The organism is Vibrio sp. 1CM24A, from assembly GCF_023161725.1.
Lineage (GTDB): Bacteria > Pseudomonadota > Gammaproteobacteria > Enterobacterales > Vibrionaceae > Vibrio > Vibrio coralliirubri.
Map to the genome: position 1 here is coordinate 96,731 of NZ_JALNTS010000011.1, position 19,079 is coordinate 115,809.

General features: G+C 46.2%; 17 protein-coding genes. 8 read left to right on the forward strand and 9 right to left on the reverse strand.

Going from position 1 to position 19,079, the window contains the following annotated elements:
* Positions 1-118 precede the first annotated feature (118 nt).
* A complete protein-coding gene (greB, locus tag MSG38_RS21340; protein WP_248402546.1) occupies positions 119-601 on the reverse strand; it encodes a transcription elongation factor GreB in 483 nt (160 codons plus the stop codon).
* A gap of 178 nt (positions 602-779) precedes the next feature.
* Between greB and ompR the strand changes: the two genes are divergently transcribed.
* Together ompR and envZ are read left to right on the forward strand one after the other, a co-directional pair.
* Entirely contained in the window at positions 780-1,499 is a 720-nt protein-coding gene (gene ompR, locus MSG38_RS21345) for a two-component system response regulator OmpR (protein ID WP_008218409.1), read from the forward strand.
* 161 nt (positions 1,500-1,660) lie between these two features.
* Entirely contained in the window at positions 1,661-2,956 is a 1,296-nt protein-coding gene (gene envZ / locus MSG38_RS21350; RefSeq protein WP_048612456.1) for a two-component system sensor histidine kinase EnvZ, read from the forward strand.
* Between the two features lie 260 nt (positions 2,957-3,216).
* On the opposite strand, the gene recG is transcribed toward envZ, so the two are convergent.
* The 4 genes from recG to gmk form a co-directional block, all read right to left on the reverse strand.
* The gene (recG, locus tag MSG38_RS21355) at positions 3,217-5,295 is read right to left on the reverse strand and encodes an ATP-dependent DNA helicase RecG (RefSeq protein ID WP_248402547.1); all 2,079 of its coding nucleotides are present in this window, start codon (positions 5,293-5,295) and stop codon (positions 3,217-3,219) included.
* 422 nt (positions 5,296-5,717) lie between these two features.
* Entirely contained in the window at positions 5,718-7,844 is a 2,127-nt protein-coding gene (gene spoT / locus MSG38_RS21360) for a bifunctional GTP diphosphokinase/guanosine-3',5'-bis pyrophosphate 3'-pyrophosphohydrolase (protein ID WP_048612458.1), read from the reverse strand.
* Positions 7,845-7,883: 39 nt separating this feature from the next.
* The gene (gene rpoZ / locus MSG38_RS21365; RefSeq protein WP_009848003.1) at positions 7,884-8,156 is read right to left on the reverse strand and encodes a DNA-directed RNA polymerase subunit omega; all 273 of its coding nucleotides are present in this window, start codon (positions 8,154-8,156) and stop codon (positions 7,884-7,886) included.
* A 116-nt stretch (positions 8,157-8,272) separates the two neighbouring features.
* Positions 8,273-8,896 (reverse strand): guanylate kinase, encoded by a 624-nt coding sequence (gmk, locus tag MSG38_RS21370; RefSeq protein ID WP_017062466.1) that lies wholly within the window; start codon positions 8,894-8,896, stop codon positions 8,273-8,275.
* Positions 8,897-9,638: 742 nt separating this feature from the next.
* On the opposite strand from gmk, the gene MSG38_RS21375 reads away from it, so the two are divergent.
* The 3 genes from MSG38_RS21375 to MSG38_RS21385 all read left to right on the forward strand — a co-directional run bounded on the left by MSG38_RS21375 (position 9,639) and on the right by MSG38_RS21385 (position 12,170).
* Positions 9,639-11,009 carry an NCS2 family permease gene (locus MSG38_RS21375; protein ID WP_017062465.1) on the forward strand — a complete coding sequence of 457 codons (1,371 nt, stop codon included), beginning with the start codon at positions 9,639-9,641 and terminating at the stop codon, positions 11,007-11,009.
* Positions 11,010-11,220: 211 nt separating this feature from the next.
* Positions 11,221-11,646 carry a phosphate-starvation-inducible PsiE family protein gene (locus MSG38_RS21380; protein WP_050652097.1) on the forward strand — a complete coding sequence of 142 codons (426 nt, stop codon included), beginning with the start codon at positions 11,221-11,223 and terminating at the stop codon, positions 11,644-11,646.
* A 311-nt stretch (positions 11,647-11,957) separates the two neighbouring features.
* Positions 11,958-12,170, forward strand: a complete 213-nt coding sequence (locus tag MSG38_RS21385; protein ID WP_017071067.1) for a cold-shock protein — start codon at positions 11,958-11,960, stop codon at positions 12,168-12,170.
* Positions 12,171-12,520: 350 nt separating this feature from the next.
* Here the strand turns inward: MSG38_RS21385 and MSG38_RS21390 are convergent, their stop codons facing one another.
* Positions 12,521-13,387, reverse strand: a complete 867-nt coding sequence (locus tag MSG38_RS21390; RefSeq protein ID WP_050644489.1) for a YicC/YloC family endoribonuclease — start codon at positions 13,385-13,387, stop codon at positions 12,521-12,523.
* Between the two features lie 248 nt (positions 13,388-13,635).
* Here MSG38_RS21390 and rph point away from each other — a divergent pair, with 248 nt between their 5' ends.
* Entirely contained in the window at positions 13,636-14,352 is a 717-nt protein-coding gene (rph, locus tag MSG38_RS21395; RefSeq protein ID WP_019826449.1) for a ribonuclease PH, read from the forward strand.
* Positions 14,353-14,458: 106 nt separating this feature from the next.
* The gene (pyrE, locus tag MSG38_RS21400; protein WP_017059267.1) at positions 14,459-15,100 is read left to right on the forward strand and encodes an orotate phosphoribosyltransferase; all 642 of its coding nucleotides are present in this window, start codon (positions 14,459-14,461) and stop codon (positions 15,098-15,100) included.
* A 77-nt stretch (positions 15,101-15,177) separates the two neighbouring features.
* Here the strand turns inward: pyrE and lpxL are convergent, their stop codons facing one another.
* From lpxL to coaBC, 3 genes are all read right to left on the reverse strand, one after another.
* Positions 15,178-16,158 carry an LpxL/LpxP family Kdo(2)-lipid IV(A) lauroyl/palmitoleoyl acyltransferase gene (gene lpxL, locus MSG38_RS21405; RefSeq protein ID WP_050652095.1) on the reverse strand — a complete coding sequence of 327 codons (981 nt, stop codon included), beginning with the start codon at positions 16,156-16,158 and terminating at the stop codon, positions 15,178-15,180.
* A gap of 39 nt (positions 16,159-16,197) precedes the next feature.
* The gene (slmA, locus tag MSG38_RS21410; protein ID WP_004741428.1) at positions 16,198-16,788 is read right to left on the reverse strand and encodes a nucleoid occlusion factor SlmA; all 591 of its coding nucleotides are present in this window, start codon (positions 16,786-16,788) and stop codon (positions 16,198-16,200) included.
* Between the two features lie 139 nt (positions 16,789-16,927).
* Positions 16,928-18,169 (reverse strand): bifunctional phosphopantothenoylcysteine decarboxylase/phosphopantothenate--cysteine ligase CoaBC, encoded by a 1,242-nt coding sequence (coaBC, locus tag MSG38_RS21415; RefSeq protein WP_050652094.1) that lies wholly within the window; start codon positions 18,167-18,169, stop codon positions 16,928-16,930.
* Positions 18,170-18,393: 224 nt separating this feature from the next.
* Here coaBC and radC point away from each other — a divergent pair, with 224 nt between their 5' ends.
* Positions 18,394-19,068, forward strand: a complete 675-nt coding sequence (radC, locus tag MSG38_RS21420; protein ID WP_050619728.1) for a DNA repair protein RadC — start codon at positions 18,394-18,396, stop codon at positions 19,066-19,068.
* The last annotated feature ends 11 nt before the right edge of the window (positions 19,069-19,079 follow it).

Below are 19,079 nucleotides of genomic sequence, written 5' to 3' on the forward strand. Positions count from 1 at the left end.
CGGATTGCTGCGATAGAGACTTAACCCCGCTAGGCGAAAGCCTTGCGGGGTTTTCTTTTATCTGGAGTTTGAGTTTGCTTGAACACTCAGCTCATCGCTAAGTGTCTATTAAGCTTGGTTATTCGTTGTCTGCGTAGCTGATCGAGTTAATGAACCACTCTTTGTCGCCTTCCGGTGTTTTTACCGTAAACTCATCATCCACTTCTTTCTTGAGCAGAGCTCTAGCCATTGGTGAGTCGATAGAGATATAGCCTTTAGCATCGCCGTAGATCTCTTCTGGGCCGACAATTCGAAACTTCTTAAATTCCCCATCATCATTCTCAATTTCGACCCAAGCACCGAAAAATACCTTACCTTCTTGTTGTGGTGAGTAATCCACGATCGTGACATCAGGTAGGAACTTTCTTAAGAAACGCACTCGGCGATCAATTTGTCGAAGCAAACGCTTATTGAAGGTGTAATCTGCGTTTTCTGAACGATCTCCTAGGCTTGCAGCCCAAGTGACTATTTTGGTGATTTCTGGACGCTTCTCATGCCATAAGTGGTCATGTTCTGCTTTGAGTTTGTTATAACCTTCTCGGGTGATAAGTTTGGTTTTCATAAATCTGACTTAATGAAATGATGATCTAAGATAGAATATATAGAAAGGCAACATACGTTAACAATTATTTAGGCGACTTTTTCTCCAATAATGTTACATTTTTAATGTCTTATACCAATATACAATTTACCAAGAATGCTTAACCTTAGGTTTAAGCTTTAATAGGTGGAACCATTACATGCAAGAAAACTACAAAATTTTAGTGGTCGATGACGATGCTCGTTTACGTGCTTTGTTAGAGCGCTATCTGTCAGAGCAAGGCTTTCAAGTGCGTAGCGTGGCAAACAGTGAGCAGATGGACCGCCTGTTAACCCGTGAAAACTTTCACTTGATGGTATTGGACTTAATGTTGCCGGGCGAAGATGGTCTTTCGATTTGTCGTCGTCTAAGAAACGCAAACAACTCGCTACCGATCCTGATGCTGACGGCAAAGGGTGACGAAGTGGATCGTATTGTGGGCTTGGAAGTGGGTGCTGATGATTACCTACCAAAACCATTCAACCCACGTGAACTGCTTGCTCGTATTAAAGCAGTACTGCGTCGCCAAGTCATTGAAGCACCGGGCGCACCAAGCACAGAAGAGTCTGTGGTTGAATTTGGTGAGTTCCGCTTGAACCTAGGTACGCGTGAAATGTTCCGCGGTGAAGAGCCAATGCCTCTTACTTCGGGTGAATTTGCGGTACTTAAGTCATTGGTAACGAATGCTCGTGAGCCAATGTCTCGCGATAAGCTGATGAACATGGCTCGTGGCCGTGAGTATTCAGCAATGGAACGTTCTATCGATGTGCAGATTTCACGTCTGCGTCGTCTAGTTGAAGAAGATCCAAGCAAACCTCGCTACATCCAAACGGTGTGGGGCTTAGGTTATGTATTCGTTCCAGATGGCAAAGCTGTGTAATCCAGTTTTATAAGCTCAAAAGCAGCTTTATCGATTCTGTGAATCAGAATTCTTTATTTACGGGTCATCTCATTAATATGTGATGGCCCGTTTTGTATTCAGCACAAGGGTTTAGGGTTATAGTCATATAACACTTTATCACCCCTAACTTTAGGTCTTCTATGCGCATACGTAGCTCCTTTACTCAGTCGATAGTGCTCTTTTTAACCCTGTTGGTGGCCAGCCAAATTTTTTCTTATTACGCGGTGTTTAACTATGCGTTGATGCCGAGTTTGCAGCAGTTTAATAAGATTCTGGCTCACGAGTTAAATCTGGTATTGGACCAAGGCAGTGATATCGAGATTGATGCGCCACTGCGTCAACGTGTGCTTGAGCAGCTTGGGGTAACCGTTCACGCCAAGGACAGCGAAGCGGCGGGTGAGTATTACCATGCGGTCGCAATCGACTTGATGAGTGAGGAGATGACCAAAGAGCTGGGGTCTGAAACCGAAGTGCGGCTGATCTTGGGTAATGAAAGCTATGTGTTGTGGATGGACATTGCGCAGCTGCCTAACTCTTTGATTCGTATTCCGCTGTCTGAGCTGCAAGAAGAAGATTTTGCACCGCTATTCCGTAACAGCCTGATCATGGCGTTGTTGATTGTCGCGGGTGGTTGGTTGTTTATTCGTTTGCAAAACCGGCCGTTGATAGCGCTAGAGAAAGCGGCGCAAGGTGTCGGGCGAGGTGATATTCCACCACCATTGCCAGTTCAAGGCGCACAAGAGATTCGCTCGGTAACTCGAGCCTTTAACCAGATGTCGAAAGGCATCCAAGAGCTAGAAGAAGACCGCGCCTTGTTGATGGCGGGTATCAGCCATGATTTGCGTACTCCGTTAACGCGTATTCGCTTAGCGACTGAGATGATGTCACCAGAGGATGCCTACTTAGCGGAAGGGATCATCAGTGATACCGAAGAGTGTAATGAGATCATCAGCCAGTTCATGGATTACCTAAAGCCGGTCGACCGAGATTCATTCCAAGCGGTGTTCGTCGATGATATTGCTCGTGAGGTATCGAGCTCTGAGGGTGGTTACGAGGTTCAGATTGAAACCGATATTCCAGAGTCAATGAAGCCAGCACTGGGCAACCCAATTGCGATGAAGCGCGCGGTGAGTAACTTGGTGGTGAATGCGCTGCGTTACGGCAATGGCTGGGTTAAGGTATCAACTGGTATGACAGCGGATAACAAGCTTGCTTGGGTGACAGTCGAAGATAATGGCCCGGGTATTCCACAAGACCAAATTGGTAAGTTGTTTGAACCTTTCACGCGTGGTGACACGGCTCGTGGCAGCGAAGGTACGGGCTTAGGCTTGGCAATTGTTAAGCGTATTGTCAGCCAGCACCAAGGTGCCGTTGTGGTCAATAACCGCAGTGAAGGTGGCTTAAAAGCGCAGATCAGTTTCCCTGTTAAGCCCTAGTTATTATCGGTCCGTATGATGACGATAAGTTCGGTTTAGGGAGCTGTTAAGAGATCCCCCTACTCGGTCATTCTTCCCTCTCGGGGATGACGAATTGCTAACTATGGACCTTGATGACGGAAGTTTATTTTGATCGTCATTCCCTATCGTGAGGAACGAACGAGTAGGGAATCTCGCTCTTGATTGATGAAAGTAACGCGCATGAAAAAGGCTTCCAGATGGAAGTCTTTTTGCGTTTTAAGCAGGAATATGAGGGCTAACTAAGCCTTCGAATAAACATCGCGTTCACCCAGCCAGCGGTTGATGATCGCCTTGGCGTTGTCTGGGTAGCTATCATGAATATGACGCGCAATACGCTGAACTTCAGGGATTAAACGTTGGTCTCGTACCAAGTCGGCAATCTTGAAATCCGCCAAGCCTGTTTGCTTGGTGCCAAGTAGTTCGCCGGGGCCACGAATCTCTAAGTCACGCTGTGCAATCACAAAGCCATCGTTACTTTCACGAAGTACACCTAAACGTTTCTGAGCGGTTTTAGATAGCGGTGAGTGATACAGCAATACACAATGACTTGCGACCGAGCCACGGCCAACACGGCCTCGTAATTGGTGTAGTTGCGCTAGGCCAAGACGTTCTGGGTTCTCGATGATCATTAAACTCGAATTCGGAACATCCACACCCACTTCAATCACGGTAGTCGCAACCAACAGATGAAGCTTGTTCTCTTTGAACTCTCGCATTACCGCTTGTTTCTCTGCGGGCTTCATTCGGCCGTGCACCAAGCCAATTTTTACATCTGGTAGTTTACGTTGCAGCTCTTCTGCGGTGTCTGCGGCGGCTTGTGCTTCTAATACTTCGGACTCATCAATCAGCGTACATACCCAATAGGCTTGTTTACCCTCATTGAGACACGCATTACGCACCCGTTCGACAATATCATCACGTTTAGTATCAGGGATCGCTACGGTTTGAATCGGTGTTCGTCCCGGTGGTAGCTCATCAATGATTGAGGTTTCGAGATCGGCATAGGCTGTCATGGCGAGTGTTCGCGGAATCGGTGTTGCGGTCATCACCAACTGATGTGGGTAATAGCCTTGTTTGGCGCCTTTCTCACGCAGCTCTAATCGCTGGTGGACACCAAATCGGTGTTGCTCATCAATGATCACTAGACCAAGGTTTTTGAACTCGACATGCTCTTGGAACAGGGCATGAGTACCGACCACCATTTGCGCTTCGCCACTGGCAATACGGGCTAGTTCGGTTTCACGAGCTTTGCCTTTGAGTTTACCTGCTAGCCACCCAACTTGAATGCCCATCGCCTCAAACCAGTTAGCAAAGTTGATTGCGTGCTGTTCTGCGAGTAGCTCAGTCGGTGCCATCAGTGCTACTTGCTGACCGTGTTCGAGTGCCCGAACAGCTGCGAGTGCAGCAACTAAGGTTTTACCTGAGCCCACATCACCCTGCACTAAACGCATCATAGGGTGCGGCTTCTCAAGGTCAGCTTCGATCTCTTTAGTCACTCGTGCTTGAGCATTGGTTGGAGAAAACGGCAGCTGAGCCAACAGCTTATCTTTCAGAGTATTCACTGGAGGAAAAGGCATCGCCTTGTCTTGCTGTCCTTTGCTTCGAACAGACAACATCGACAGGTTTTGAGCCAGCAGCTCTTCCATAATCAGGCGCAGCTGCGCAGGGTGTTTACCTTCATCAAACAGCTCTAGGTCAATGCCCGGAGGTGGTCTGTGAATGGTATGCAGTGCTTGTGCAAGGGTGATTTGGTGGTCGTATAAACCTGATGGGAGAAGCTCGTTAACGGCCGCTTTGTCTATCAGGTCGAGCGCTTGATCAGTGAGGTTGCGCAGTGTGACTTGTCTTAGCCCTTCGGTGGTTGGGTACACCGGAGTTAGGTTCGCTTCCACATCTGGTTGCTGCCTTGGTGCAAAGAACTTGTAGTCAGGGTGAACAATCTCAAGCCCCATATTACCGCGCTTGATCTCACCGTAGGCATGTACTTGTTTGCCTTCGGTAAAGTTATTCTTCATTCCTGCCGTAAAGTTGAAAAAGCGCAGCGTGATAGTGCCGTTACCATCGCTGATTTTTACTGCGAGCATCTTACGTTTACCGAAAATAGTATCGACGTGCATCACCTTGCCTTGCACTGCAGCCCATAAGCCTGCGTGCAGTTTTACGATCGGATAGATGCGTGTTCTATCTTCGTAGCGTAAAGGAAGGTGAAACAGTAAGTCTTGTACGTTGTTAAGCCCAACCTTCTCCAGTTTCTCTGCGACTTTTGCGCCGACTCCAGATAAAGAGTTGAGAGGGATAGCAGATAAAAGCTGTGACATAACAAGGCTCATAAACGTAAGAGAGATAATCTATTCAAGCATTTTACTGGATTTTTGTACAGGATAAAGCGTAAGAGCAGATTAGGAGCAGATGCGGGATGCGGGTAAACGAGATTCGAAGGGATGAAGAGCAGATGCGGGGTACGGGTAAACGAGATGCGAAAAGATTAAGAGCGGATACGGGGTGCGAGTAAACGAGATACGAAAAGAACAGGGTGGTATAAAAATTAAAGCAGACTCGAAATACGAAGAGTTGAGTGGTGAAAAGCTTTTGCTCTTCGCATCTCGAGACTCGTATCTCTCATCTGCTTTATCTATCGATATTCAAAAAAACTAAAAGCAGATATGGAGCCAAGATGGTGAGTCACGAAGTCTTTTGCTCTTCGCATCTAGCCATCTCGAATCCCTCATCTTTATTTTGATCAGTTCTTACGACGTCTTACTTTCAGCGCGTGTGGCATCACACGTAGCTTCTTCATAATACTTGCAAGGTGAACACGATCTTTGGTGGTCAGCAAGATTGTCACTGTGTACAGGCGCCCGTCACGTTCTTCGGTTGAAATACCGTGAATGTTAGAGCCTGTTTTCGAGATAACGTTAGTTAACTCAGCCAGTGCACCTTGGTGGTTCTGCAGATCAACCTGAAGCTCAGCTGTGAACTCTTGGTCGTAATCGTCAGACCATTCAACCGCCATGTATTTGTCTGGTTCTTTCTGGTAACCACGAACGTTTGGACACGTTTCACGGTGAACCACAAGGCCACGACCTGGAGATACATGAGCAATGATGTGATCATCTGGAATCGGGTGACAGCAGTTAGCGAACGTCAGTAGTAGACCTTCAGCACCACGGATTGGAAGTTTCTTCCTCGGTGTGTCGCTGTTGTTTTCTACTTCAGTCAATTCGTCAGCATCACCAAGCAGGCGACGAGCAATAACGATACTCATCAGCTCACCAAGACCAATCGACGCCAGTAAGTCTTCAACGCTTTCTAGGCGTAAGTCAGACAATACATGTTCTAGATTCTCTTGGCCGATATCGGCAATAGAGTGTTCGCCAAGTGCATGATTCAGTAAACGACGGCCTAGCGTGATCGACTCTTCACGACGCATGGTTTTCAGAACCTGACGGATCTTAGTACGTGCGCGTGAGGTCACCACGTAGTTGAGCCATGCTGCATTCGGACGTGCGCCCGGAGCACTGATGATCTCAATCGTTTGACCGTTCTTCAGCGATTTGCTGAGTGGGTAAGGGTTCATGTCTACACGAGCACCTACACACATGTTGCCGACGTCGGTATGCACCGCGTAAGCAAAATCGACCGCTGTTGCGCCTGCAGGAAGTTCGACAATGCGACCCTTCGGCGTGAACACGAAGATCTCATCTGGGAACAGATCAGACTTAACGTTTTCAATGAATTCGAATGAGTTACCCGCGCTTTGTTGCAGCTCAAGTAAGCTCTGCATCCAACGTTGTGCTTTAACCTGTGCGGTTGTGCCATTACTGCTGCGTGAGCCATTGCCTTTGTAAGACCAGTGCGCTGCGACACCTTTGTCTGCCATTTGATCCATATCTTCAGTACGGATCTGAACCTCAACTGGCACCCCGTGAGGGCCGATCATTGACGTGTGCAGAGATTGGTAGCCGTTGGCTTTTGGTACCGCAATGTAATCTTTCATGCGGCCAGGGCGAGGCTTGTACAGGCTGTGAGCCTGACCAAGTACGCGATAACAAGTATCTGGTGTATCAACCACTACGCGGAAAGCGTAGATGTCCATAATGGTGTGGAAGCGCTGCTCTTTGGTTTTCATCTTGTTATAGATGGAGAACAGGTTCTTTTCACGACCAAGTACGCGAGCAGGTAAACCTACCTCTTCAAGGCGGCCTTCAATTTCGCTATGGATACGTTGGATCATTTCCTTACGGTTACCACGCGCAGCTTTCACTACGTTTTTAAGTACGCGATAACGGTTAGGATAGAGGGCTTCAAAGCCCAGCTCTTCTAGCTCGGTCTTGATGTTATGAATACCAAGACGGTGAGCTAGTGGAGAATAAATCTCTAGGGTTTCACGAGCAATACGACGCTTTTTGTCAGGACGAAGTGCCCCAAGCGTGCGCATGTTGTGAGTACGGTCAGCTAATTTGATCAAGATAACGCGGATGTCTTGCACCATGGCGAGAACCATCTTGCGGAAGTTCTCTGCTTGCGCTTCTTTGCGATCACGAAATTTAAGCTTATCCAGCTTAGATACACCATCAACCAATTCAGCAACGGTATTGCCAAATTTTTCCTCTAGATCTTCTTTAGTGACATCACAGTCTTCAATCACGTCATGAAGTAGAGCAGCTTGCAGGGTTTCGATATCCAGACGCATTTCTGCCAGGATTCTTGAAACAGCTACAGGGTGGATAATGTATGGTTCACCGCTTGAGCGGGTTTGCCCTTCATGGGCGTCTCTCGCTACCACATAAGATTGACGCAGAGCCTCAATTTGAGGCTCTGTTAGGTATTCTTGGGCAACGTCTTTGAGGCTATCGAATAGATACAAATTAAAGGCCCGGAAGGTTAATTAGTTCGAATGACGTTCTTAACGAGTGTGAGCGATACTGCTTACTGCTGCAAGTTCAGCCGCTTCTTGCTCTTGTTGCTCTTGACGTTCACGAGCATCTAGTACGTCTTTAGTGATAAGACCTTCTTCGATTTCGCGAAGAGCGATAACCGTTGGCTTATCGTTTTCTTCAGGCACTAGTGAATCTTTGCCGCCAGTTTGCATTTGACGTGCGCGGCGAGCCGCAATAAGAACTAGGTCGAAACGGTTGCCAACTTTTTCAACAGCGTCTTGAACAGTTACGCGTGCCATGAGGACTCCAAATAGTAATTAACTAATAAATTTTTGATGACGAGAAAGTATACAAGTTTAACTAGAGACTTTCTAGATCACCGTATACTTATCTCAATGGAAAATCTAGTTCTAGATTATTCCGCCAGTAGTGCTGTAAGCATGCCGCTGTATTTCGCTGCTTGCTTATCTTCTTTTAAGCGCTCCGCACGAATGATAGCTCTGAAGTCCATTAGGGCTGCATCAAAGTCGTCATTCACGATCACATAATCATATTCTGCATAGTGAGAAATCTCTGATTTTGCTTCGCTCATGCGTTTCGCAATAACTTCGTCGCTGTCTTGACCGCGAACATTCAAACGACGCTCTAGTTCACCATTTGATGGTGGAAGAATGAAGACACTCTTCGCTTGAGGCATTTGTTCACGGATCTGACGAGCACCTTGCCAGTCGATATCTAGGAATACATCGATACCGCGGTTTAGGTTTTCTTCAATCCAAACGCGTGAAGTACCGTAGTAGTTGCCGAACACTTCAGCGTACTCTAGGAATTCACCTTTAGTAATAAGGTCTTCAAAATGATGCTTCTCTACGAAGTGGTAGTGAACACCATTTTCTTCACCAGGGCGCATACCGCGAGTGGTGTGTGAAACAGATACCTTCATTGCGTAGGTTGGATTGGTTTCTAGCATTGCTGAGATCAAGCTCGACTTACCTGCGCCACTAGGTGCAGATACGATGTAAAGAGTACCTTTGCCCATCTGTATATTTCCACTGTTGGTTGGATTGAGTGAAGGCAATAAACCTACACTATAAAAGATAGCACTGACTCTAATTGTTGTTCCGTTGGTTACGTCTATTAAGAGATAACGAGTAAAACTAATAGAAGCAACTGGTGAAAATTAGGCCAGAAAAATGGAGGCGAAGAGTAGCATATTTAGATGATTGAGAACAACTGGCTTGATCGTTATTTATTAGCAAATGATCTTCTCAAGGATCTTTGCATAAATGTAATGACTCATCATCGGTACTTTTTTATGTGATCTGGACAAAATTTGTTGAAGTTTTAATCTCAATCCTTACAATCCGCGCAAACGATTAAATGCTGTATATATCTAGGGTCTGTTGACCTTTCGCGATGGAGTTTTGTTCGAGAAAAAATCGTTTTAGGCGCGGCAAGGAGTTTGTAACCTAGCATTCTAAGTAAAGACTCCTTAACAAAGCATAAAACGATTTTAGCCGAACCCTTCGGGCAGCGTTTGTTGGTGATTTCTACTGCGTTATCGACTTCTTATGTAGGCTAGCTACACTTCAAAGTCTCTGCCTTGTCGAAATCCCCAACAACTCGCTGCAAAAATCATCTCGAAGGGCCAACAGACCCTACTAGACTAGATGTTTCTACTACCGAGCCTACCTCGGTGACTACAGTTTTTAGTGTAGAGACCTCTCTATTCTCACAGCATTTGAATCACCAAATTCTTAATTTATTGCAAAGGTTTTGTTGTGAGTACCGATTCCACCCTGAAAGCCCAGAACACCTCTGGCTCGCTTGATTCGATGTTTAAAATCACTGAAAGAAAAACCACGATTGGCACTGAGCTGTACGCGGGTTTCATTACTTTCTTGGCGATGAGTTACATTCTGGCGGTTAACCCAGCAATTTTGGGTGATATTCCAGGCATGGACAAAGGTGCCGTGTTTACTGCAACGGCTCTGTCTGCGGCAATCGCAACCCTAATTATGGGCATTTGGGGCAACTACCCAGTGATGCTTGCGCCGGGCATGAGCATGAACGGCTTCTTCAAAGGCTTACTATTAAGTGGTTCAGTCGCAGTACTTTGGAATGAGGCGCTGTTCGGCATCTTCCTGTCAGGTATCCTGTACCTCGCGTTCTCGTTAACTAATATTCGTAAATCGATGATTGAATCGATTCCTGAAGATTTGAAGTTGGCGATTACCGTGTCTCTCGGACTGTTCATCGCTTTCTTAGGTCTTAAGAATGCGGGCATCATCGTTTCTAACCCATTCGTATTGGTTGGCTTAGGCGACATTTCCGATCCAAAAGTGATCATTGCTTACGTGAGTATCTTTATCGCATTGGGTTGTATGGTTCGTGACATCAAGCTAGCAACGTTCATCTCGTTCGTTTCAGCTATTGTGTTGACGATTCTTGCTGACGTCTTCATGGGCACTTCAAACGCACCAATCCCAGAACAGTTTATTGCTATGCCACCAAGCATGGCTGGCAGCTTTGGCGCTATCTTTGATTTCTCAGCTTTCACGCCAGAGAAAATGTTCGACCTACTGTTCATCGTACTTATCTTCCTGATTGTCGATTTCTTTGATGGCTTGAGCACGATTGTTGGCGTTGGCCGTGATGCGGGTATCATCGATAAAGACGGTAAGGTGCCAAACGCGAAATCGGCTCTAGTGGCAGATGCGGGCGGTACGGTGATTGGTTCAATTCTTGGTACCACATCGATCACTGCTTTCTCTGAGTCTGGCATTGCGTCTTCTCAAGGTGCGAAAACGGGCTTAGCGGCGGTGATGGTTGCAGGTTTGTTCCTAATCTCGCTATTCCTATACCCAATCTTCTCTATCTTCTCCGCAGCTATGGTTGCGCCTGCGATGGTCGTGGTGGGCATCTACATGGTAGGTCGTCTTGGTCAGATCAACTGGGAGAAGAAAGAATCACGCATTGCAGCTTTCTTCACTATCATGTTCACAGTACTAAGCTTCTCACCAGCGAACGGTATGGCGATGGGTTTCATCAGCTACGCATTCACTATGGTTGTCGCGGGCAAGCGCAAAGAAGTTCACCCACTTATCTACGGACTGTGTGTGGTGTTCTTAACTTATCTGATTCTGCTATAAGGCTGATCGGTAAGTAGCGTTTGTTAAGTAACAGGCGTTAAGTAAAAGACTCATAGGTGGCTCTGCATTGAATGTAGGGCCATTTTTGTATTTGCCGTCCCTAGACATGTAACTGGTGGCGTTATCCTAAAGTCGATGCTTTGAGAGTACGCGACTTATATTGATGCATGCTATTGTAGAGACTGGATTAATTATTTTTTGAAGAGTGACTATGCCTTCTAACTTACCTAGATCTTTTAGTAAGCCGTTTTTAAAAGTATTCCACATTATGGAAGCGGTATTGCTGGTGGCGATCACGCTCGCGACCTTGTTTGCGATGGTCGAAGAGTTCATGCATGTCTTCGCTGAACGCCGAGTGCAATTGACCGACATTCTGCTGATGTTTATCTATCTAGAAGTGTTGGCGATGGTTCAGCAGTTTGTGATGAACGGTAAGATTCCAGTGCGATACCCGATTTATATCGCGATGATGGCGATTGCTCGTTACATCACTTTGGGCATGAAAGAGCTCGATGCTGTATTGATCGTTTGGTTATCTTTAGCTGCATTTATCTTGGCCGCAGCAACATTGTTGATTCGTGTTGGACATCATTATTGGCCGTATGTAGACCTCAGAACTAAGCAGCCAGATGAGTAACACTTTGAAGGTTAAAGTTTTATAAATGAAGCCCAACGATATCGTTGGGCTTTTAATTTAAGCCAGTTGAACAAAAAAACATCAAATTGTCCAAATAACGCTTTACAAGCAGGCTCAGATCACCAAGAATGGCGTCGCTCTGTTCTCAGGGTTATTAAATGAAACATCCAGTTGTAAAGTAAAACCCTTAGTATTGCTTCATTGTTATTCTCAGTGTTTCCCTTAGCTTCATAGATACATTAAATAATTCAAGCTTTCAGCGCATCGCACTTTTGGCGATTAATTTTTTATTTTTATATAAGGGACACATCATGTCTAACAAAGTAAACGGCGTAGTAAAATGGTTTAACGAAGAGAAAGGCTTCGGTTTCCTAACTCAAGACAACGGCGGCGCTGACGTATTCGTACACTTCCGTGCAATCGCTTCTGAAGGTTTCAAGACTCTTAAAGAAGGCCAACAAGTGTCTTTCGAAGTAGAGCAAGGCCAAAAAGGTCTTCAAGCTGCAAACGTTGTAGCTCTATAAGATTTTAAGTCGGCGCAGGTTGCATTAGCAACTTGCGTCACTTTCTCTCTCAAATCTGTTTCCCCCTCAGCTTTACCGTAATACTCTCCTTCACTTGCAATACCCTCTCTAAATATTCAAAAATTCTGTCTTACGTCCGTTATCTCGTTCTATCTATCGCTGTATCTATCTTTTGTGCTAAGTACATCTCCTAAGTAATAACCTGCTCACTTAGTCATCCTGATAGTCATTACTGTATCCATAAAAAAAGCCCCTAAAAAACTAGGAGCTCATTTTGATCTAATCAACACTGTTAGTTAATCAACACAGATTAGGCTGATTACTCTCTATCGTGTTTAGCTTACAGACTGTTACTCAATGTTTTGAATTTGCTCACGCATCTGTTCGATAAGAACCTTAAGCTCTACGCCTGATGCAGTGATGTCTGTGCTGATAGACTTAGACGCTAGCGTGTTTGACTCACGGTTGAACTCTTGCATCATGAAGTCTAGCTTACGGCCACAAGCGCCACCTTTTTTCAGTACTGCATTCGCTTCTTTCACGTGAGAGTCTAGACGGTCTAGCTCTTCTGCTACGTCTGACTTCTGCGCAAGTAGGATAAGCTCTTGCTCAACACGAGAACCTTCAAGTTCGATTTTCGCATCTTCAAATTTGGTAAGAAGACGCTCACGTTGCCATTCTAGGATTTCAGGCATACGCGCACGAACTTTCACTACTTCTTCAGTGATTGCATCTAAGCGCTGTACGATTAGCGCCTTCATGTTCTCACCTTCACGAGCACGAGCATCAATGAACTCTGCGATAGCATCGTTGAATGCGTCTAGCAGGTCTTTGTTGATAGCATCCATGTCTTGTTCTGGCGTTTCCATCACACCAGGCCAGTTCATGACTTGGAATGGGTTCAAACGGCTCTCTTCGCCTGTCATCGTCATTACTTGGTTCGCCGCATTGATTACTTGCTGAGCCAAACCTTCGTTAATGCTTAGCTCGCCCTTTGCAGCAGGGTTTGCTTCAAAGCGTAGGTTACATTCAACCTTACCGCGCGCTAGACGCTTACGGAAACGCTCACGCAAGATTGGCTCTAAACCACGGAACTGTTCAGGCATACGGAAGTAAGTTTCTAGGTAGCGTTGGTTTACACTACGGATTTCCCATACTGCGCTGCCCCAATCGCCTTTTACTTCTTTGCGTGCGTACGCGGTCATACTATAAATCATCGAATTTTCCTGTCTTTTATCATTCTGAAAATAACGCGCACGCATAGTATCACGATATGGTGTGCTCTCGAAGCCTGTCGCTTTTCACTATAAATAGCCTTTCGTGATAAATAGCTTTGAACGGTAAATAGATTTGCACGGTAAACTGCTATATAATCTTGCCCCAATCAAAACTGTCTCACCCCTTTCTTAGGTGATGCACTCTTTCGATAGTAAATCACTTCAGACTGTTAATAAGGTAGATACCAATGCGTCCAAATGACCGCGCTGTAGATCAAATTCGTCCAATTAAAATTACTCGTAACTACACAGCTTATGCTGAAGGTTCTGTATTAGTTGAGTTCGGCAACACTAAAGTTCTATGTAATGCGACGGTAGAAGAAAATGTACCGCGTTGGTTAAAAGGCCAAGGAAAGGGTTGGGTAACCGCTGAATACGGCATGCTGCCACGTGCAACGCACACTCGTAACCGTCGTGAAGCGGCGAGCGGCAAGCAAGGTGGTCGTACGATGGAAATCCAACGTCTAATCGCTCGTAGCCTACGTGCTGTTGTTGATCTGAAAGTAATGGGTGAAATCATGATCACTGTCGATTGTGATGTTATCCAAGCAGACGGCGGTACTCGTACTGCGTCTATCTCAGGTGCAAGCGTTGCAATGGCTGATGCTATCAATAGCCTACTAGCAAGCGGCAAACTTAAAAAGAACCCAATGAAAGGCCACGTAGCGGCAGTTTCAGTGGGCATCGTTGGTGCACAAGCACTGTGTGACCTTGAGTACGTTGAAGACTCAGCAGCCGATACCGATATGAACGTTGTAATGACGGAAGACGGTAAGATGATTGAGATTCAAGGCACAGCAGAAGGCGAACCGTTCAGCCACGAAGAGCTGATGCAGCTTTTAGCCCTGGCGAATAAGGGTATTGCTGATATTGTTGAAGCGCAGAAGTCGGCGTTAGCAGAATAATTATTAGATAGCTCCTTTTTTAAGGGGCTATTTTTTTGTCTGTAAAACTCGAAAGAGTAGTGCAGAGCGTAAGTTAAGTTTTATTGAATAAACGTAGAGGAAAAACATGAAAGCATATCAACGTGAATTTATTGAATTTGCACTAGAGAAAGAAGTACTTAAGTTTGGTGAGTTTACTTTAAAGTCTGGCCGTAAGAGCCCTTACTTCTTCAATGCTGGATTGTTTAATACAGGTCGTGACCTAGCACGCTTAGGTCGCTTCTACGCAGCAGCATTGGCTGATTCTGGCATTGAGTTCGATGTACTATTTGGCCCAGCATACAAGGGTATCCCAATTGCAACGACAACAGCCGTAGCACTAGCAGATCACCACGATGTGGACACGCCATACTGCTTTAACCGTAAAGAAGCGAAAAACCACGGTGAAGGCGGCAACCTTGTCGGTAGCGCACTGGAAGGTCGCATCATGCTAGTAGATGACGTGATCACTGCAGGTACTGCGATTCGTGAGTCGATGGAAATCATCCAAGCAAACGGTGCTGATTTAGCGGGCGTGCTTGTTGCCATCGACCGTCAAGAGAAGGGTAAAGGCGAGCTGTCTGCGATTCAAGAAGTTGAGCGTGACTTCGGTTGTGCAATCATCTCAATTGTTAGCCTGACTGACTTGGTGACTTTCCTTGAAGAGAAAGGCACAGACGCAGCACACCTAGAGTCAGTAAAAGCGTACCGCGCTCAATACGGCATCTAATACTACTCGTAATTAGACTATAGAATGCACAAGGGGCTGATGATTCATCAGCCCCTTTTCTTTTGGTTCAGTATTCATTATTTATAACGAATGCCGCGCTCCACTTCTGGGTCTTCCATGGTCTTAAAGCGCTTGTGTAGCCACATCCACTGTTCTGGTGCTCTTAAGATAATCTTCTCAAGGTAGCTGTTCATGTAGGCAGCGGCGGCTTTCTCATCTTTTTGTGGATAGTTATCTTCAATTGACTCATCGGCCATGATCTCATACTTGCCATCGGCATTTCTAAAACCAGACCCCGGAACAAGTGCACATCGGCTAGTGTAAGCCAGAATACTGGTGCCTGTTGTGGTACATGCATCTTCTACCGCGAAGAAAGGCACAAACACAGACTTGTTACGACCGTAGTCATGATCCGGTAGGTAGAAAAGGATCTCACCCTGACGCAGGATTCGAATCATACGCTTCACGTCTTTACGGTGAATCAGGCGGTTGCCGTTCTGAGTACGACCACGGTATTGAATGAACTCGTAAGCTGGGTTGTTGTGCGGGCGATAAACACCTAAACCAGAAATACCAAGAACGGCCATTGCTCGTGCAGTGATCTCTAGGTTTAAGGCATGCACACAGCACAACAAAACACCTTTACCGTTAGCTTTGTGCGTACGCAGTGTTTGGGTGTCTTTATCTACTAGGATTCGCTTGAAACGCCACGTTGGCCAAAACCAGGTAATACCCGTTTCGATGAGTGCCATACCGGTGTTCTTGAAGTTCTCACTGACCATAGCCGCGACTTCATCTGCAGGCTTATCTGGGAAGGCGAGTTCCAAGTTACGTGTTGCGACCGCGACGCGCTTTTTACCATAGCGAGCACCCAAAGAGCCTAACGATCGGCCTAACAGCAGTAAGAGGCGATAAGGGAGAACATTAACGATAAGCGCCAATAACCCAAAACCGAACCATACTCCCCAGTATTTAGGGTGGAGTAATGCCAGAGTAAAAGGTGGCTTAGTAATAACGTGTTGTGCAGTGCTGTTTGTCGGAGAAGTTTTCGTCGTCATAACCATCACTTAAGATTTGATTGCTGCTTAATTTGATTGTTACTTAATCTGAGCGCTTAGCAGAGCCCAATAAGCATCAAAGTTTTCTGTCGGTTGATATTTGAAATCTGAACGAACAAATCGATTCAAGCTGCCTTCAACTTGACCGAGCAGTTGAGCGGCTAAGATTTTTTCATCAACCGGGAATGACTTCCCTTCACGAAGCTTTCTTTCACGCAGGATCTGGCGAAGTTGCGTCTCAATGCGTTCGAAAAGTTGGTTGATGCGATCACGCAGACGTTCATTTTCAAACATTAGAGCATGACCAGACAAAATTCGAGTCAGGCCTGGGTTACGTTCTGAGAAAACTAAGATAAGTTGTAGCACTAGGCGTATGCGCTCTAGCGTGTCTTTCTCTTCATCCAGAATGCGGTTGATTCGAGACATCAACGCTTCTTCAATGAACTCGATCAGGCCTTCAAACATGCGGGCTTTGCTTGGGAAGTGGCGGTATAACGCAGCTTCAGAAACACCAACTTGCTTGGCCAACTTTACCGTTGTGATACGAGAAGCACCTTCGGTCGATTCCAACATTTGTGCGAGAGCTTGTAGGATTTCTTCACGACGGTTTGATTTTCGAGTACCAGCCATCTATTTACTTCCTTTCCTAAAGATGAGGATTGAGTGAAGAAGGATTATAAACACCATTCAATTCTGTTTCCTAGTTTTGTGAGCCCTAGGTCAACAGAATCGAGAGGTGTCAGCAGATTGTCAGAGCAAATTTGTGCGTTTATGCATCAATAAGCTGTTGGATCTGAGCGAGGATCTGGAAACCAAGTGTGTCTTTGCTTTCCAGTGGCAGAGATTTATCGCCGCCTTTCCAATAAAGGTGCAGCTCATTGCTGCTGCTATTGAAGCCTTGCCCTTCGACTGAGACGTCGTTGGCGCAGATCATATCGAGGTTCTTTCTTTCCAGTTTACCGCGTGCGTACTTCTCAACATCTTGAGTTTCTGCTGCGAAGCCGACAGTAAATGGGCGTCCTTCCGTCATCGAAGCGACAGAAGCGACGATATCTGGGTTTTTAACCATTTGAATGGTCATGTCGTCTTTACCGTCGACCTTTTTAAGCTTTTGGTCTGCAATGGTCTCAGGGCGGTAATCGGCAACCGCGGCGCAGCTGATGAAAATATCGTGTTGAGAAGCGCTTGCTGCAACCGCATCAAACATCTGTTGAGCGCTGTCGACATCAATACGAGTCACTTGGCTTGGTGTCGCGAGTGATACAGGGCCGCTGACTAGAGTGACTGTTGCGCCTTGTCTAGCGGCTGCTTCAGCCAGTGCGTAGCCCATCTTGCCCGAGCTGTGGTTGGTAATGTAACGCACAGGGTCAATCGCTTCACGAGTCGGGCCTGCAGTAATAAGCACAGAACGGCCAGTAAGCGGCTTAGGTTGGAAGAAGTCTTCACAGCGATGCACGAGCTGCATAGGTTCTAACATTCGACCCATACCGACATCACCACACGCTTGCTCGCCAGCTGCTGGCCCCCAAATTTCACAACCACGACGCTTTAGAGTTGCGATGTTCTCTTGAGTGGCAGGGTGGCTGTACATTTGCTGGTTCATTGCTGGAGATACCGCAACTGGCGCATCGGTTGCTAAAACCAAAGTGGTCAGTAGGTCGTTACCCATGCCTGCTGTCATGCGAGCAATTAGATCTGCGGTTGCTGGTGCTAGTAATACCAAGTCAGCCCACTTTGCGAGCTCGATGTGCCCCATGGAAGCCTCAGCAGCAGGATCAAGCAAACTATCAGACACTGGCCTTCCAGAGACGGCTTGCATGGTGAGAGGAGTGATGAACTCCTTGGCTGCATTTGTCATCACGACTTGTACTTGTGCTCCACGTTCAATTAAGCGTCGAGTCAGTTCGGCACATTTATACGCAGCGATACCACCACTAATGCCAAGTAGGATTTTTTTCCCAGCTAGGCCTTGTAGGTCAGCGTTATCCAGTTGATTAACCAATGTTTGCATGATTCTGTTCCTTAATTTCTCTGGGACTTACGATATCAGAACAAAGGATTAGTGCCTAGAAGCAGAATTAGAACAGATTTGACGCTCATCAAGTTGGTGTTATCAAACTTATCAATTACACGGTTTTGCTAGTGACTCGTTTCCTTTTATCTCTATCGAAGGATCTCTGATTACGATCTCATTAAGGTGGTGGGTCGTGTTCATGACTAGTGATTAGCTTTTATATGCCAATAGATAAAATGCCTGCCGAATCGATGCCGAGAGAAAAGTTATTGAGTCGAGGGCCTGATTCTTTGAGTGATGCGGAACTGCTCGCGATATTTCTGCGAACAGGGACACAAGGAATGAACGTGTTGGAACTCGCTGACAAGTTGATCAAAGACTTTGGCTCACTCCGTCACCTTTTTTCAGCAACGCAGGAAGAGTTTTGTGCCCATAAAGGGATGGGTCAGGCCAAGTATGTTCAATTACAGGCTGTGTTAGAGATGACGCAGCGCTATCTAGCAGAGACGTTATCTCGTGGAGATGCGCTCACGAGCCCTAGTCATACTAAGTTGTATCTTTCGAGCATGTTGCGTGATCGCCAGCGAGAAGCCTTCTATATATTGTTCCTCGATAACCAAAATAGGGTAATAAAGGACGAGGTGATGTTTGAAGGAACCATCGATGCCGCATCGGTTTACCCGCGGGAAGTGGTTAAACGGTCACTTCATCACAATGCGGCGGCATTAATCTTGGCTCATAACCATCCTTCGGGTGTCGCGGAGCCTAGCCAAGCGGATAGACGGATTACACGCCGATTAACCGATGCATTAGCGCTGGTGGACATCCGAGTTCTCGACCATTTTGTCGTTGGAGATGGCGAAGTTGTCTCTTTTGCAGAGCGTGGATGGATTTGAATCACATTTTA